17 protein-coding genes are annotated in these 16,242 nt (G+C 56.5%); 5 read left to right on the top strand and 12 right to left on the bottom strand.

Going from position 1 to position 16,242, the window contains the following annotated elements:
• Positions 1-9: 9 nt before the first annotated feature.
• The 7 genes from AC27VJ_RS16305 to pcaD form a co-directional block, all read right to left on the bottom strand.
• Positions 10-570 carry a DJ-1/PfpI/YhbO family deglycase/protease gene (locus AC27VJ_RS16305; RefSeq protein WP_488684896.1) on the bottom strand — a complete coding sequence of 187 codons (561 nt, stop codon included), beginning with the start codon at positions 568-570 and terminating at the stop codon, positions 10-12.
• A gap of 33 nt (positions 571-603) precedes the next feature.
• Positions 604-825 (bottom strand): hypothetical protein, encoded by a 222-nt coding sequence (locus tag AC27VJ_RS16300; RefSeq protein WP_113089114.1) that lies wholly within the window; start codon positions 823-825, stop codon positions 604-606.
• A 211-nt stretch (positions 826-1,036) separates the two neighbouring features.
• Positions 1,037-2,089, bottom strand: coding sequence for a 3-carboxy-cis,cis-muconate cycloisomerase (locus tag AC27VJ_RS16295; RefSeq protein ID WP_488684895.1), 1,053 nt, complete (start codon positions 2,087-2,089; stop codon positions 1,037-1,039).
• A 7-nt stretch (positions 2,090-2,096) separates the two neighbouring features.
• Entirely contained in the window at positions 2,097-2,717 is a 621-nt protein-coding gene (pcaG, locus tag AC27VJ_RS16290; RefSeq protein WP_113089112.1) for a protocatechuate 3,4-dioxygenase subunit alpha, read from the bottom strand.
• 1 nt (position 2,718) lies between these two features.
• Positions 2,719-3,459, bottom strand: coding sequence for a protocatechuate 3,4-dioxygenase subunit beta (gene pcaH, locus AC27VJ_RS16285; protein ID WP_488684894.1), 741 nt, complete (start codon positions 3,457-3,459; stop codon positions 2,719-2,721).
• Positions 3,456-3,872 (bottom strand): 4-carboxymuconolactone decarboxylase, encoded by a 417-nt coding sequence (pcaC, locus tag AC27VJ_RS16280; protein WP_488684893.1) that lies wholly within the window; start codon positions 3,870-3,872, stop codon positions 3,456-3,458. The genes pcaH and pcaC overlap by 4 nt, the downstream gene beginning before the upstream one ends.
• Before the next feature lie 2 nt (positions 3,873-3,874).
• Positions 3,875-4,672 (bottom strand): 3-oxoadipate enol-lactonase, encoded by a 798-nt coding sequence (pcaD, locus tag AC27VJ_RS16275; protein ID WP_488684892.1) that lies wholly within the window; start codon positions 4,670-4,672, stop codon positions 3,875-3,877.
• Positions 4,673-4,765: 93 nt separating this feature from the next.
• On the opposite strand from pcaD, the gene pcaQ reads away from it, so the two are divergent.
• Complete coding sequence (gene pcaQ, locus AC27VJ_RS16270; protein WP_488684891.1) at positions 4,766-5,695, top strand: pca operon transcription factor PcaQ; 930 nt, start codon at positions 4,766-4,768, stop codon at positions 5,693-5,695.
• A 10-nt stretch (positions 5,696-5,705) separates the two neighbouring features.
• Here the strand turns inward: pcaQ and AC27VJ_RS16265 are convergent, their stop codons facing one another.
• Complete coding sequence (locus tag AC27VJ_RS16265; RefSeq protein ID WP_488684890.1) at positions 5,706-6,464, bottom strand: IclR family transcriptional regulator; 759 nt, start codon at positions 6,462-6,464, stop codon at positions 5,706-5,708.
• A gap of 130 nt (positions 6,465-6,594) precedes the next feature.
• Between AC27VJ_RS16265 and AC27VJ_RS16260 the strand changes: the two genes are divergently transcribed.
• From AC27VJ_RS16260 to pcaF, 3 genes are read left to right on the top strand one after another with little or no spacing between them, the layout of a single operon-like run.
• Positions 6,595-7,302: a 3-oxoacid CoA-transferase subunit A gene (locus AC27VJ_RS16260; RefSeq protein ID WP_488684889.1), complete on the top strand. Its 708-nt coding sequence runs from the start codon at positions 6,595-6,597 to the stop codon at positions 7,300-7,302.
• On the top strand, positions 7,299-8,000 hold the full coding sequence (locus AC27VJ_RS16255) for a CoA transferase subunit B (RefSeq protein ID WP_113089105.1): 702 nt from the start codon (positions 7,299-7,301) through the stop codon (positions 7,998-8,000). The genes AC27VJ_RS16260 and AC27VJ_RS16255 overlap by 4 nt, the downstream gene beginning before the upstream one ends.
• 10 nt (positions 8,001-8,010) lie before the next feature.
• Complete coding sequence (gene pcaF, locus AC27VJ_RS16250) at positions 8,011-9,216, top strand: 3-oxoadipyl-CoA thiolase (RefSeq protein WP_488684888.1); 1,206 nt, start codon at positions 8,011-8,013, stop codon at positions 9,214-9,216.
• 95 nt (positions 9,217-9,311) lie between these two features.
• On the opposite strand, the gene AC27VJ_RS16245 is transcribed toward pcaF, so the two are convergent.
• From AC27VJ_RS16245 to AC27VJ_RS16230, 4 genes are all read right to left on the bottom strand, one after another.
• Entirely contained in the window at positions 9,312-10,175 is an 864-nt protein-coding gene (locus tag AC27VJ_RS16245) for an amino acid ABC transporter substrate-binding protein (RefSeq protein WP_488684887.1), read from the bottom strand.
• 32 nt (positions 10,176-10,207) lie between these two features.
• Positions 10,208-11,020 carry an amino acid ABC transporter substrate-binding protein gene (locus AC27VJ_RS16240; RefSeq protein WP_488684886.1) on the bottom strand — a complete coding sequence of 271 codons (813 nt, stop codon included), beginning with the start codon at positions 11,018-11,020 and terminating at the stop codon, positions 10,208-10,210.
• Between the two features lie 139 nt (positions 11,021-11,159).
• Positions 11,160-13,382, bottom strand: a complete 2,223-nt coding sequence (locus AC27VJ_RS16235) for an EAL domain-containing protein (RefSeq protein WP_488684885.1) — start codon at positions 13,380-13,382, stop codon at positions 11,160-11,162.
• Between the two features lie 232 nt (positions 13,383-13,614).
• Positions 13,615-14,964 carry an enoyl ACP reductase FabMG family protein gene (locus AC27VJ_RS16230; RefSeq protein WP_488684884.1) on the bottom strand — a complete coding sequence of 450 codons (1,350 nt, stop codon included), beginning with the start codon at positions 14,962-14,964 and terminating at the stop codon, positions 13,615-13,617.
• A gap of 343 nt (positions 14,965-15,307) precedes the next feature.
• Between AC27VJ_RS16230 and AC27VJ_RS16225 the strand changes: the two genes are divergently transcribed.
• Complete coding sequence (locus tag AC27VJ_RS16225) at positions 15,308-16,216, top strand: methylenetetrahydrofolate reductase (RefSeq protein ID WP_488684883.1); 909 nt, start codon at positions 15,308-15,310, stop codon at positions 16,214-16,216.
• Positions 16,217-16,242: the final 26 nt, after the last annotated feature.

The raw sequence follows: 16,242 nt of genomic DNA, 5'->3' as shown, positions 1-16,242 counted from the left end.
TATTGCCTATCAGGCTGCGCGTCGCTCGTGGCGACCTTCTTCAACCTCTTCGACAATCTTGCCGACGAAGGCTTCGAGGTCATCTGGCGAGCGTGAGGTGATGATGCCCTTATCGGTCACGACCTTCTCGTCCTTCCAGATGCCACCGGCATTTTTGACGTCAGTCTTGATCGAACCGTATGACGTAACCTGACGGCCCTTTACGGCATCGGCTTCGATGAGAAGCCATGGTGCGTGGCAGATGGCGGCGACGACCTTGCCGGATTTCACGAATTCGCGGACGACGCGCATGGCATCATCGCTGGCGCGCAAAATGTCAGGGTTGATCTGACCGCCCGGGAGGACAAGCGCGTCGAAATCTTCCACGCGGACATCCTTGGCAAGGATATCGACCTCGATGCTATCGCCCCAGTTCTTCTCGTCCCAGCTTTTGATTTCGCCTTTTTCGAGAGATGCGATTTTGACGTCGGCACCCTTCCTTGTCAACTCTTCATAAGGCACCCGCAACTCGGAACGTTCATATCCGTCCGTTGCAAGAATCACGATTTTAGCAGCGTTGATAGCTGTCATGGCTTTCTCCTTTGCTAGATTGTTGTGCGAAGCTCAGTTGGCTTCGTCTGAATTGACGGATGGCAAGAAAAACTCGACATCGTCGCGTCTTGCCTTTTCCAGTACCGCTATACGGTCCTGCCAGAAGCGTTCTGCTTCTTCCGGCTCTGTGTCGTATTGGCGGACGAAGGTCTTGTTATCGTCTATCATCACCTGACGGGTTCCGCCGAGAAGCATGTATTCTTCCGCAAGCTTTCGCGTTTCGGTCTTTTCCATCGCTGTTCTCCTTGGCGGGAGTGATCATATCGGAGAGCCCCGGATGGGTAAGAAGCATGACCGCTGTTTCGTTGGCCTTCAGAACAAAACAAAAAAATCCTGACGTTGTCAGACATCGTTATGTCCGTTTGACGCAGCAGCTCTCCTGCCAAGTGAACGTGCCCCCTGGACAATGGTTCCTAAAAAAGCAGGTTGGAATAGAAGAGAACGGTCAGTCGCCCAGCGCTTCGATCTGCTGGATCAGGCGTTCGGCAGACAGAAGCGCGGCGCCGGTTGCGGCAACCATTTGCGGCAGGACCAGCCATTCCAGCATCCACGCTGCACCGGATCGTTCCTGCTCATGCACCATTGACTGATGCAATGCGGAGACCTGCACGGCGTTGAAACGCGCCAATGCGACCAGCGTTTCGGCTACGACAGGATTTTGCTTGTGTGGCATGGCAGACGAACCGCCGCCACCGGAGAGACGAATGCCTTTACCGAGTTCAGCAAGCAGAGCGACATCCTGCCCGAATTTGCCGAGCGAGCCGGTGATAAGCGACAGGAAATGCCCGAAATCGGCAATGCCATCGCGCTGGCTATGCCACTGCGAGATATCGGCAAGGTCAAGCCTCTTTGCCAGCTCGGTGCGGAGATCGGATGCCTTGTCTCCGAATTTCTCCAATGTACCGGCAGCGCCACCGAATTGCAGGGAAAAGCCGTTCTCCAGCAAGGTATGAAGGCGTTCTTCATTGCGATAGAGCGGCTTTTGCCAGTTCGCCACCCGGTCTGCGACCGTAATCGGAATGGCGGCCTGCATGCGGGTGTAGCCCATGAGGGGTTTTGAACCATCACGTTTTGCGAGATTTTCCAAACCCGAAATGCAGGAGGACAGCCGCGTGCCGATGATGAAGGCCGCGGCCTTCAGACGCAGCATGAGGCTGGTATCGATCACATCCTGGCTGGTCGCGCCGAGATGTACTTTGGCAGCAGCCTCGCCGCTCACCGCTGCGCGCAATTGGCGCACCAGTTCCGGTATGACGACACCGTCTTTTGCCACGCCATCTCGCAAGGCGGCATAATCGACCAAGGCCTTTGCGAGACCTTGCGAAATGCTGGTGGCTTCCCCGTCTGAAATAATGCCCGTCGCAGCCTGTGCCGAGGCCAGCGCGGTTTCAAACCGCAGCATGGCGGCGATATCGGCTTCCGCGGAAAATAGCGCTGCTATTTCCGCATCACCGAAAAGACCGCCGAGGACAGGATGTTCAAAAGGGGAAAAGCTCATTTTGATCTCAAATGTCGAAGAAAACCGTTTCGCGGTCACCCTGAAGATGGATGTCGAAACGATAGGTGTTTCCTTCTTCCTTCTTTGCGATCAAGGTTGCAAGGCGTGGCTTGTGTTCAACACGGGCCAGAACCGGGTCGCTCGCATTCGCATCGCCTTCTTCCGGAAAATACATGCGGGTGTGTAGACCGATATTGATGCCGCGCGCGACAATCCAGAAGGTAATGTGCGGGGCCATCCAGCGACCGTCCTTGAACGGTACCTTGCCGGGCTTGATGGTCTCAAAAACGAATTCACCCGTATCCATGCTTCCGGGCGAGCGGCCAAAGCCGGAGAAATTCGGATCAGCCGTGCCGCGTGTTTCGCTGGGGCTGTTATAAAGCCCTTCGGCATCCGCCTGCCAGATTTCGATCAGCGCATCCTTCAGCGCATTACCACCGCCATCATAAACGGTGCCGCGAATGGTGATACGCTCGCCCTTGGCGTTGTCATTATAAAGCGCAGCGGAACCGAGGTCCTCGGCAAAGACGCCTTCAATGCCGACAAAATTGGGCGTGCAGCCGATATGGACGTATGGGCCTGCGGTCTGGGAGGCGCTTTCCTTGAAGTAATACAACGGCTGAACCATCTCAATTGCCCTCCATGCGGTTTTCAAACAGGGTGGAGCGGCGTCCGCGCAGCACGATATCGAACTTATAGGCGCGCATATCCATCGGAATGGCGGAGGTCATGTCGAGTGCCGCAACCAGCCGCTCGATAGCCGCTTTGTCCGGAATGGTCTTGACGATTGGACATTGCCAGATCATCGGGTCGCCCTCGAAATACATCTGGGTAATCAGCCGCTGGGCAAAGCCGTGGCCGAAGACGGAAAAGTGAATATGTGCCGGGCGCCAGTCATTCACGCCATTGGGCCATGGATAGGCGCCGGGCTGGATCGTCTTGAACCAGTAATAGCCATCTGCATCGGTGATCGTGCGTCCAACGCCGCCGAAATTCGGATCGACCGGCGCGAGATAGGTTTCCTTCTTGTGCAGGTAACGCCCGCCTGCATTGGCCTGCCAGAACTCCACCAGCGCGCCATCGACACCCCGGCCCTGTTCATCCAGAACGCGACCATGCACCAGAATGCGCGGGCCGATCGGCATTTCGCCGGGCTGGGCATAGTTGAGGATCAGGTCGTTATCCAGCGGGTTGAGCATGCTGTGGCCAAAGACCGGACCGGTGATCTCACTTCTGGTACCTTCCAGCGAAATCAGCGCGCGCTGCGGCGAACGCAGGACCGACGTCTTATATCCCGGCGCGAATGCGGGCGGATGAATGCTGCGGTCTCTGGCAAAGAAGGGTCCGGTTTCGGGCGGTGTATTCGTCATTTCTTTTCCTCCTCACGCGAAGACGCAGCCCGCATTTCGGCAAGCGTAGCCTTCGCAATCTTGAAAGCATGGTTGGCGGCTGGAACGCCAGCGTAAATTGCCACATGCATCAGCGCTTCGCGAATGTCTTCCTCCGTCGCACCGGTATTGGCCGTGGCACGCACATGCATGGCCACTTCCTCATCCTGACCGAGCGCGGCAAGCAGCGCTATCGTGACCATGGAGCGCTCCCGCTTGGTCCAGTGCGTACCAGACCACACCGTGCCCCAAGCCGATTCCGTGATCAAGCGCTGAAAGGGCTGGTCGAACGGTGTGGACGCCGCCTGGGCGCGATCCACATGGGCGTTTCCAAGCACTTCGCGACGGGTCTTCATCCCGTCTTCGAACCTGTTCGTCTTTTCGGCATCAGCCATGGTCAAAGCTCCAGCAGGGATTTGAGAAAAGTCTCGGCAGCGGCTGCATAGGCTTCTGGCTGCTCAAGGCAGGGTATGTGTCCGCAGTCTTTTATGGTGCTAAGGCGACTGCCGGGAATGAGAGCCGATAGCGCAGAGACCAGCTCCGGCGGTGTCGATCCATCGCCATCACCAGCAATGCACAGTGTGGGAACTGCGATCTTAGGCGCCAGCGAGGTGAAATCGGCATCGCGGATGGCGGCGCAGGTTCCGGCATATCCCGCTGCATCCTGACGGGCGAGCATGGTTCGCGCCCCGAGATAATCCGCATTTTCAGGCATGCGAAATGCAGGTGTAAACCAGCGCTCCATAACGCCATCGACCAGCGGTGCAATGCCATCGCGCTCGATCTTGCCGATGCGGTCATTCCACATATCCGCAGAGCCGATCTTGTGGGCGGTATTGCTGAGGATCAAAGCCGCAACCAGATCCGGGCGACGGGCATAAAGGCCCTGCGCAATCAACCCGCCGACCGACAGACCCCAAACAACCGCCGTCTTGACAGAGAGGTGATCCAGCAGCGCTTCCAGATCATCGACGTGGTCGTCAATCGTGTATGGCGCATTTCCGGTGTCAGAAAGCCCGTGGCCGCGCTTGTCATGGAGTACATAGGCGTACCCATCACCCAGCGCCGCCATCACCGCATTCCAGATACGGAAATCCGTGCCCAGCGAGTTGATGAAAACGATAACGGGCTTTGCCTCGTCGAGACCGACCGCCTGATAGTGAATAGCCCGCGAGCCGGACAGCAAAAATTGCATGGCCACATTCCTCCTGCCAGCGATATTGCAAGATCGAATTGGTTAAGTAAAATAAGTTTATTGAAATTATTCATAACCAATAGATTATGAGACATGATCGATCCAAGGATCAAATTTCGCCATATCCAGACCTTCGTGGAAATCGCACGCCAGAAAAGCGTAGTGCGGGCAGCCACCATCCTGCGCGTCAGCCAGCCTGCGGTCACCAAGACCGTTCGGGAATTGGAAGAGGTCCTAGGCGTCTCGCTGTTCGAGCGCGATGGGCGCGGCATCAAGCTCAGCCGCTACGGCGAGGTCTTTCTCAAACACGCAGGCGCAACGATGACGGCCTTGCGGCAAGCCGTGGATTCAGTGTCACAGGATGCGGCGAAAACCGGGACGCCGGTTAGGATCGGCGCGTTGCCGACCGTCTCCGTCAGCATCATGCCGAAAGCCATGAACAGCTTTCTGAAGGAAGACACGGGCAGCACAGTGAAGATCGTCACTGGCGATAACGCCGTGCTGCTGGAGCAACTGCGTGTGGGCGATCTCGATCTTGTTGTGGGCCGCCTTGCCGCGCCGGAAAAAATGACCGGATTTTCCTTCGAGCATCTATACTCAGAAAAAGTCCGCTTCGTCGTTCGCTCCAACCACCCACTGCTGGCAGAAACCAATTCGATCTTCGAGAGACTGCACGAGTTTCCTGTGCTGACGCCAACCCGCAATTCCGTCATCGGCCCGGTTGTCGATCAGTTTCTGCTGGCGCATGGGGTCTCGCCCCTGCCGACTCGGATCGAAACCGTCTCCGACGCCTTCGGCAGAGCCTTTTTGCGGACCAGCGATGCCATCTGGATCATTTCCGAAGGCGTGGTCGCCGCAGATATTGCCGATGGAACGCTGGTCGTGCTGCCGCTGGACACATCAGACACCAGTGGCCCGGTGGGCCTGACCATGCGCGCCGACACCCAGCCTTCCCTGCCGCTTTCGCTGCTCATGCAAATCATCCGTGAGACGGCGGCAACGCTTGGGTCAACGCAGGCTTAATAGCTCTCTTTTAAACCAGCATTCTGCCGAGTTCGGACTGAACACCCAGCAACGCTGGAAGATATTTTTCCACCAGTTCCTCCATAGAAGCGGCTGTTGCAGGCACCCCGACATTGAGCGCGGCTACCGTCTGACGGCGAACATTCCTGATTGGCACGGCGATGGAACGCAACCCCATCTCAACCTCCTGATCGATCAGCGAATAGCCTCTGATGCTGGTCGCTTCCAGTTCCGCCATCAGCACTTCGATATCCGTGATCGTTCGCGGCGTTCTGGCTTCAAGGTGGGACATCGTGAGAATTCGACGCCGCTCCTCAACATCAAGCGCGGCCAGAGCGACGCGACCCATCGAGGTGCAGTAGGCTGGGAGGCGTGAGCCGGGCATGAGGGCGATGGACATGACCCGTCTTTGGGCGGCGCGTGCAACATAGACGATTTCGGTTTCATCCAGAATGGAGACGGATGTGCTTTGCCCGATTCTTTCGGAGAGTTGGTCCAGCAAAGGCTGGACGATGCGCGGCAAGGGCATGGTGGCCAGACAGCCGGTGCCAAGCCGCAAGACCTTTGGCGTTACCGTGAAATATTTCCCGTCATAAGCGGCATAGCCCAGTTCCGCCAGCGTCAGCAGGCATCGCCGGGTCGTTGCGCGATCCAGACCGGCGATGTCTGCGGCTTGCGAAATCGACAGCCGGGGATGCTCTGCGCTGAATGCCTCTATGACCTTCAAGCCCTTTGCGAGCCCGCCCATCAAATCTCTCTCGCTCGCCATTTCCATCGTCCATTTGTGCGATATACGAACAAAAATCATATAACGCACAAAACGATTGCAGTCGAGACGGTTTCGGCTTTACCTCTTGGCCAACGTAACGGCACAGCTACGACCGTCGAGGAGGCATTGCATGGACAAAACAATCAACAGCGCAGCTGAGGCGGTTTCCGCCATCGGTGACGGCGCGACAGTCATGATAGGCGGCTTCGGCGGCTCCGGCGCGCCGATTGAACTGATCCACGCGTTGATCGACAAGGGCTCGAAAAACCTCACCGTCATCAACAACAATGCCGGCAACGGACGTATCGGAATTGCAGCCATGATCGATGCGGGCATGGTGCGAAAGATGATCTGCTCTTTCCCACGCTCCTCCGATCCACGCGCCTTCACGGATCGTTATCTGGCCGGTGAAATCGAGCTGGAACTGGTACCACAGGGCACACTGGCAGAACGTATTCGCGCGGGTGGCGCTGGCATTCCGGCCTTTTACACACCGACCGCCTATGGAACCGAACTTGCCAATGGCAAGCCGACTGCCGAGTTCGATGGGCGTCATTACGTGCAGGAGCGTTGGCTGAAGGCGGATTTCGCTATCGTCAAAGCGCATCTGGGCGACACCCATGGCAACCTGACCTACAGCAAGGCTGGCCGCAACTTCAATCCACTGATGTGCATGGCAGCAGCGACCACCATAGCCCAGGTTTCAAAGCTCGTTCCCGCTGGCGAGATCGACCCGGAACAGGTCGTAACGCCTGGAATATTTGTCAATGGCGTTGTCGAAATCGATAATCCGCAACAGGAAGAAGCCCTGATCCGCGCAGGAGTGGCCTACGTATGACCGATACTCAAGCTCTCAACACATTCGAAGACATCAAGCTCTCCAACGCCCAGATCGCTTGGCGCGCAGCGCAGGACATAGCCGATGGTGCCTATGTCAATCTGGGCATCGGTTTTCCGGAAATGGTCGCGCGTTACCAGCCGCCCGGTCGAGAGGCGATCTTCCACACCGAAAACGGTATTCTCAACTTCGGTGAGGCGCCGCCCGAAGGCGAAGAGGATTGGGATCTGATCAATGCGGGCAAGAAGGCTGTTACGCTGAAGCCGGGTGCCGCATTCTTCCATCACGCGGATAGTTTCGCAATGGTGCGCGGCGGGCATCTGGATGTCGCCATTCTCGGTGCCTATCAGGTCGCGCAGAATGGCGATCTCGCCAACTGGCGCGTCGGCTCCAAGGGTGTGCCTGCCGTGGGCGGCGCCATGGACCTCGTGCATGGTGCAAAACAGGTCTTCGTCATCACCGAGCATGTGACGAAGAAGGGTGAACCAAAACTCGTCGATACATGCGCATTTCCGCTGACCGGAGTCGGCTGCATTACCCGCATCTACACCAGCCACGCCGTAGTGGATGTGGTGGATGGTCACTTCGTGCTGCGGGAAAAGCTACCAGCCATGAGCATCGAAGACCTGCAAGCCATGACCGGTGCCAAGCTACACATCGATGGCCCCGTGGCCGATCTCGTTGCTCCAGAACTGTGAGGCACAAGACATGACTGACGTTTTTATCTGCGATTACATTCGCACTCCCATTGGTCGCTTCGGCGGTGCACTATCTTCCGTGCGTGCGGATGATCTCGGCGCGGTTCCCTTGAAAACGCTGATGGAGCGTAACGCATCCGTCGATTGGGAAGCTGTGGACGACGTGATTTTCGGCTGCGCCAACCAGGCCGGTGAAGACAACCGCAATGTCGCGCGCATGTCTCTGCTGCTCGCAGGACTGCCGGTTTCCGTTACGGGAACGACCATCAACCGCCTTTGCGGTTCCGGCATGGATGCCGTCATCACCGCCGCCCGCGCCATCAAATCCGGCGAAGCGGAACTGATGATCGCCGGTGGCGTGGAAAGCATGAGCCGCGCGCCCTTCGTGATGCCCAAGGCGGAGGCTGCGTTCTCACGCAACGCCGAAATTTACGACACCACCATCGGCTGGCGCTTCGTCAACCCGGCAATGAAAGCATTTTACGGCGTCCATTCCATGCCGGAAACCGGCGACAATGTCGCCATCGACTACGAGGTTTCCCGCGAAGATCAGGACGCCTTTGCAGTACGCAGCCAGCAGAAGGCAGCGCAGGCGCAGACCAGTGGTAGGCTCGCAAAAGAAATCGTGCCGGTCAGCATTCCCCAGCGCAAGGGCGATCCCGTCCTCGTTTCCAAGGATGAGCATCCGCGTGAAACCAGCCTGGAAGCACTGGCGAAGCTAAAGCCTGTAAACCGCATGGATGGCGCAACCGTCACGGCAGGCAACGCCTCCGGCGTCAATGACGGTGCGGCAGCGCTCATCATCGCCTCTGCGGCAGCGGCAAAGAAATACGGCCTGACACCAATCGCCCGCATTCTGGGCGGCGCAACGGCTGGCGTTCCGCCCCGTGTCATGGGTATCGGCCCCGCACCTGCCTCCAAGAAGCTTCTTGCCCGTCTTGGCATCAAGGCGGACGCGCTCGATGTGATCGAACTGAACGAGGCCTTTGCCTCGCAGGGTCTGGCAACGCTGCGACAGCTCGGCATAGCGGACGACGATCCACGCGCCAATATCAACGGCGGAGCGATTGCGCTCGGCCATCCGCTCGGCATGAGCGGGGCGCGCATAGCTGGCACGGCAGCGATGGAGCTTTCGCTGACCGGCAAGAGCAAGGCGCTGGCCACCATGTGCATCGGTGTGGGCCAGGGTATCGCCATCGCTATGGAACGCGTTTGATCGTCAACGAGGCTCATTACCACAAAAATAGCGCCAGACGATCAAGCGATTGTCTGGCGCTTTTGCATTATAACGAGTGACCTATTGCTGTCAGCTCATTGTATCGGGGTGGGATTTGCCAAAGCTTTCTTCAAGTCATCGCTCATCGGCAGATTAAGGCTCATACCTATTCCGGGGATGGGGCTTTCGAACCAGCGCTTGTAGATTTCAGCCATCTCCGGACTTGTATAAATTTCCTTCAAAGCCTCATTCACAGCCGTAGCGAATTCGGTGTCGTTCAGCCGCATCATGAAACCATAGGGCTGGAAATCTGTCACTTTCTCAGCTGAAATATGGTACTCGGCAGGATTTTTGGACTGGGCAATCATCGCGCTCAACAGGACTTCGTCCATTGCAAAGGCAGACACGCGACCCTCTGTCACCATGTCGAAAGCGGCTTGCAACGAATCTACAGGCACGACGGAAACATTGAGCTTTTTTGTGCGGTTAACTTCGTTGATATCGCTCACATTGACGGTGCCGAGCGCGACACTGACGGAACGGCCTTTCAAATCCGCCAAAGTATTCAGTTTGTTTTTCGCCAGAGAAACGTAGCGTGTTGCGCCAAAAAAATGGCTGAGGGAAAAAATCGCGCTTTTTCGTCTCTCCACCGTGTTGGTGCTGCCGTTACATTCGATATCCATATTGCCTTCGTTGAGCATCTGAACGCGATTGCTAGGCGTGCGTGAAACGAACTCGATGTCGATCTTATCCATTTTCAGCCGCTCTCTGAGCTTTTCCGTCACCCTGCTGCAGAGATCGATGGAATAGCCCATAATCTGACCATCGGGAGCAGTGAAGGAAAAGGGCGGCGTGACGCCATAGCCGATCCGGATTTTACCCGTTTCTTTGATCCGCTCTAATGTCGGTGTGGTGAACTGAGCCGAGGCAATACCGGCAGACAGCAACACCAGCGCCATTGGAAACACGAGACGTTTTGAAAGACGGTGCTTCATTGCAGATATTCCTTCGGATCACGAAACGCAGCCTGAAGTTCTGCGGACATCGGAAGATTGAAATTGCGTCCGTCCGGCGGTAGCGGCGTCATGAACCATTTGTCGTAGATGCGGTTGATGTCACCGCTGACGAATATATTGCGCAACGCGTCGTTCACGACCTTGTGGAAGTCGGCATCGTTCTTCGGCATCATGATGCCGTAAGGCTCTGGCGGGCCGAATGTTTCAGACGAAATCATGTAATCATTGGGCGATTTGGAAAAGGCGACCTGCGCCGCAAGCAACACGCCATCCATGACGAAGGCGGATGCCTTATCGTTTTCCACGAAGGCAAAACCATCAGAATTCAGCTTCGCCAGAAGCACGGAAATGTTGAGCTTGTTGGCACGGTTGAGGTTCTGCAACTGCTCGATATTGACCGTGCCGGTGGTGGACGCCACGGTCCGACCTGCGAGATCTTTGATGCTCGTCAGCGCGCTTGATTTTTTCGCTACAAACCGCGTGGCCGTGATGAAATGCGGATAGGAAAATGCCACCTGCTCGCGGCGCTCGGCATTGTTGGTCGTGGCGCTGCATTCGAGGTCGATTTTTCTGGTTTTGACCAGCAAAAACCGCGTGGCGGGTGTCGCAACGACATAGTTGATGTCGATCTTGTCCAGTTTCAACTCGGTTCGCACATGCTCTGCAATCAGATTGCAAAGCTCGACCGAATAGCCGATTGCGCCGCTATTGCCCGTTACAAAGGCAAACGGCACCTCATCCTCGCGATAGCCGATGGAGATGGTTTTCGTCCGGGCAATTTTCGCCAAAGTGCCCTCGTCCTCCGCATGTGCGACCGACGCAGACAAGGACAGAATTTGAAGACCGAGGGCGACGGATAAAATGCCGCCGGCAAAAGCTTTTATAAACCTGTTATTCACGCACCAAAACTGAGGATATCGCATGTCTTCACGCTCCTAGCGATGAAACCTTCCGGGGGTAAAAACCCTGATAAATATGCTGGATGTCTTCGATCTTTGCGGGACGTCCGAGATGATATCCCTGCCCCAGCCCACAGCTGGATGACCGCAGGAAGTGGAGTTGGTTTTCGGTCTCGATTCCCTCGGCGGTCGTCTCGAGCCCGAGGCTTTTGGCCAACTGAAGCAGGTTTGTGACCACCGCCCGGCTATCGGCCCGCTCTTCGATATTCATGACGAAGCTACGGTCGATCTTGATCTTGGTCACCGGCAGCGTCATCAGATAGCTGATGCCGGAATAGCCCGTGCCGAAATCGTCCAACGCTATGCCGACGCCAAGAGCGCGGAGGCTTTCGAGCGTTTCCTGACATTCCAGCGCGCAAATCTGGACGCTTTCGGTCAATTCCAGTTCCAGACGTCTGGCCGGCACACCATGGATCGCCAAGGCCGACTTGACTTTTTTAAGGAAACTTCCCTGCTGAAGCTGGACGGGAGAGACGTTGACGGCAACGAAAGTCTCCGGCGGCAACAACTTGGTATCTGCACAGGCCCTGTTCAAAACCCACTCGCCAATCGCCACGATCTGGCCGGTCTTTTCCGCAACGGGAATAAAGTCGGCGGGAGACACCCAGCCGAGCTTTGGACGACGCCATCTTAGCAGTGCTTCGAAACCAACCGGTTCAGATGTCAGCACGGAGAAGATCGGCTGGTAATGCAGTTCGAATTCGCCATCACGCAGCGCGGCATCCAGATCATGCTGCAAGACGTGGCCGCGTTCGCCGGACATTTCCATGCCCTGTTTGAAGAACCGGAAGGTTCCCCGCCCCTCGGATTTCGCCGCATAGAGCGCGATATCCGCTTTCTTGAGAAGCTCCGAGCTTTCGACTTCAAGACAGGTTTCGGTGCAAATACCGATGCTGGTGCCGACGGACACTTCGCGTCCCAGCAAGATAAAGGGCCGTGCGACTGAGCGGATGATGCTGGCGGCCAGCTTGCTGGCTTCGACCAGCGAATCTTTGCGTACGACCTGAAGAATGGCGAATTCGTCGCCGCCCAGACGCGCAGCAATGTCCCCGGGCTTCATCAGCAATAGCAGGCGTTCCGCGAAAGAGACCAGCAGCGCATCACCACTGGCATGCCCCAAACCGTCATTGATCGACTTGAATCGGTCAAGGTCCAGCAGCATGATGTTGAAGCGATAACCGTCCTCGCCAATCTGGGCAATCATTTCCTCGAGCTTCTTGCCGAAGAATGTGCGGTTCGGAAGGCCGGTCAGAGCATCGTGATGGGCAAGATGCTCCATGTGTTTCGCCACATCCCGCACCTGTCGCAAATGCTCACGCTCGACGACCGCCTCGCGAAGTGTTTCGATTGCCACGGCAAAATGGCCGATCTCGTCGTTGCGGTTCTGAAAGGGTGTGACCGAGCGCGTGTCGTCGCGGGCAATGCGGCTGAGTGCGCTGACAAGGGCCGGAACCGGCTTGAAAACCTTGCGCATGATGAGAGTGACGGCTGCGCCCGTCAAAATCAGAATGGTCAACAGCAGGACAAAGGAATTGCGCAGAAGCTTGCTCTGGCTTTCCTGAAGTGCCTCTGCCTCACCGATGGTCGTTACGAGCGCGCCTTGCAACTCGCCCTTCAAATTGACGACGGGGACATAGGCGATGAAGTGACGAATACTTCCGACCTCAGCGAACCCGGTGAAGAACTGAAGAGGGTCAGCATATTCGGGAAGCGAAAGACCTGTGCCGTCATTCGATCCGAGCGCTTCAGCGGAACTGATGAAGTGCCTGTCATCACTGGCCTTCTGAAACAGCCAGATATTGTTCTTCGTCTGCGCGGCGGCCAGCCCCAAAACATCGGAGGGCTTGAAGCCGGTGTCCAATATCGACGCATCGTCGCCCAAGGGGCGCTCGCTGATGATCTTGGTGATCTGCCCGTCATCGGCGCTATCGATGGCGATGAAGGTGTAGATGGTGCGAATTGTAGAGCTCGTCACCTGCGCATTCAGTTCTGCCTGGCGGCGCCATTGCTCGAGCGAATCCCGCTCCACCATAACCCAGCCGATTGTCGCGCCCATGACATAGGCAAGAACCACGCTACAGACGAGAAAGACGTTGATTTTCCAGAAAAGCGAATGGTACCACACAAGCCGCGTCTGGCCCGCGAGCAGATCGCCGGCCTCCCGTTCAGACTTGTTTGCGTGATCGACCATTTTGGCCTGATACCTTTTCCCCGAAGTTGCCAAACTCTACGGGCGCATGCCTTAACTCATGCTTTAAAAGGACTCAGCAAATCGCTATTCCGCACAACCATTCCGAGACATGGAAAACAAACTCTAAAAGAGTCTGCTAATTTTGATGCCTATGGTTGGAAACGGGTTGAAAGGCGCGACGACCTTTTCAGTCATCCGCCTCTCAAACGCGCAAAAATCAGGTGCCATAGACTTAAGCGACCTGCAGACGCTGTGTGCTCTCTGCACCTTCACGCGACGCATTCAGGCAACGGGCAACGACATCGTGGTTGAGCCACTGCACCGGGCCGCGCGGCTCGGAAGACGCGCCGAAGATCAGACGTCCCGTCGCTTCAACCACCAGCGCGCTCAGCAGATCGCTGATCATCACCTTGCTATCACGATGCATGGCAGTGATTTCGTTGGACGTACCGATTGTCAGATCGGCCTGCGATTGGCTGTTGGGCATCGGCCAGGCAGAGAAGTCATAGAAGGGAACCATGACATCGCTTACCTGCAGGCTGCTGATTTTGCTCATGACATCATCCAGCGTATGACCATCGGCCAGAAGCGCTTCGCAAGCCTGCCACTGTTCATCCGCCCACTTGCCGCCGTTTTCCTTTTTCAGCGCCAGCAGAAGCGGGATAAGCGGCAGTTCGATGCCGGTGAACACATCCGAAGAATTGGTGCGGATTTCCGGGCAGTTGTAGACGCTTGCCTTGATGCCCTTTGCCCATGCGTCCTCGGCAATGCCTTCCAGACGCATCTTGGCGTAACCCTGCGTGTAGTTCGTATAGGTCTGCCAGCGGTATTCGCCGCCAATCAGAATGCCCGTGCCGTGATAACCATAGGCCGTATAACGGACCTGACCGCCTTCTGCTTCGACGCGTTCGCGAATAGCCGCGCTGGCATCGATGAGATGGCGGAAGGTGTTTGCGGAGACTTCATCGAAATTGCGAAGAATGAGCTTGCCCATATCGCTGTCGATCAGAGCCTGCGACGACATATGGCGCGCGCCGGTGCCCTTGTAGATTCGGTTCGCCACAACGAGGAAGACCTTCGCCTTGGGAATGCCGCCAGCCATGGTGTGTGCGAAGAAGACGTTACGGCCCGCAGGAATCATGCCATCGAGAATGCTCATGACCTTCGCCAGCGCGGTCGTGAAGCGCTCCGTGGCCACGGCCTGACATTTTTCGATATAATCCCAATCGAGCTTTTCGCGTTCCCAGCTTTCCAGCGTCAGTCCGGCCAGCATGTCCGTTGCGGTCGGGCCGCCTTCCGGCGCATCGAGATCGAAACCCGCCATCAGGGGAACATTGATGATGGTTCCACCCAGTCTTGCTTCCGCTTCAGCCAGTTCTTCATTGGTCAAAGGGCGCAGGGAATTGTTTTCGTCTCGCCGTCCGACGGTGATTCCAACGATCTGCATGCCGGCTTTCCGGACCTGGTCGAGAAGGCCGGTCGCGTAACCGCGCCCGAACAATTCGCCAAACAGAACAAAGACATCGCCTTTTCGAAACACTGTGTTGTCGGAGATAGTCTCCAGCGCGATCGGTTTTTTCATGTGCTCAGTTCTTCGAATAAGTGGGCATCAGGCAGTACGCCCGACATTTGCTGGATACTTCTTGAACGCAGTCGCTGCGAATGGAAAGTCATTTAAAATGACGGAATATTTCGAAACGTGAAGATGGACACGTTTTTCTGGCCGGGACAGACCCCCATAACGAGATGAACGCATGTGGCCCCCTCCTCCAACGCCTGAAACGCATAGCATTTTTCCCTACAGCGATTCTGCATCTGGATAATGACAGCCGATCTTGCTCTTTCCAAACACGGCCTGTTAGAACAGATAATCTCTTACAAATGACGAGCGATCGACAGGAGCATCAACAGCCTTGCTGAATTTCATGAATCGGTGGAAGCAACAGCCGGGTCGAAACACGACGCAATCCAGCGAATCGTTCCAGACATGGTCCATCGAGGTCATGCCGCGCACGGCTGCCAAGATAGATGACTTCAAGGAGATTTTGCCCGAGGGCACCCGCGTCTATATCGCGCATATTGCAGGCACGTCCATAGAAGACATGGTGGCGACGGCAAAACGCCTTGGCGATGACGGCTTCACCGTCATGCCGCATTTTCCGGCTCGCAGCATACCCGATGCCGCAACACTCGAAAACTGGATCAGCCAGTACCGCAACGAAGCAGGTGTGACAGAAGCGCTCTTGCTCGGCGGCGGCGAGGCGCGACCTGCCGGAAACCTGACCAGTTCAATAGACCTTATCGAAACGGGCCTTTTCGACCGCTACGGCTTCAAGCGCCTGCATGTCGCAGGTCACCCGGAAGGCAGCAAAGATATCGACAGGGACGGCACCACCGCGCAAGTGGATGCCGCACTGAAATGGAAGAACGACTTCTCCTCCAAAACCGATGCGGACATGGCCATCGTTACCCAGTTCGGTTTCGATGCCAAAGTGGTCACGGACTGGGCGGAGCGCATGCAGAGTGCTGGAATTACGCTTCCCATCCATGTCGGCATAGCCGGGCCCGCAAAACTCCAAACCCTGATCAAATTCGCGATTTCCTGCGGCGTCGGTCCATCGCTCAAGATTCTGCAAAAGCGCGCAATGGATATCAGCCGTCTGCTTACACCCTATGAGCCGACCGAATTTGTCTCAGCGCTTTCACACTATAAGGCGCAAAATCCACACAGCCTGGTTGAGCAGCTGCACGTCTTTCCGCTGGGCGGCATACGCACGGGAGCCGACTGGATGAACAGCAATATGACGCCAAAGGCGCATAAGCGGAGCGCTTGATCGGCATCCCGCACATCATCAGTCAG

The organism is Agrobacterium sp. 20P9.1.2 (genome assembly GCF_057799395.1).
The sequence above is the reverse complement of the archived record's forward strand: the minus strand, read 5'-3'. Positions and strand labels throughout refer to the sequence as shown.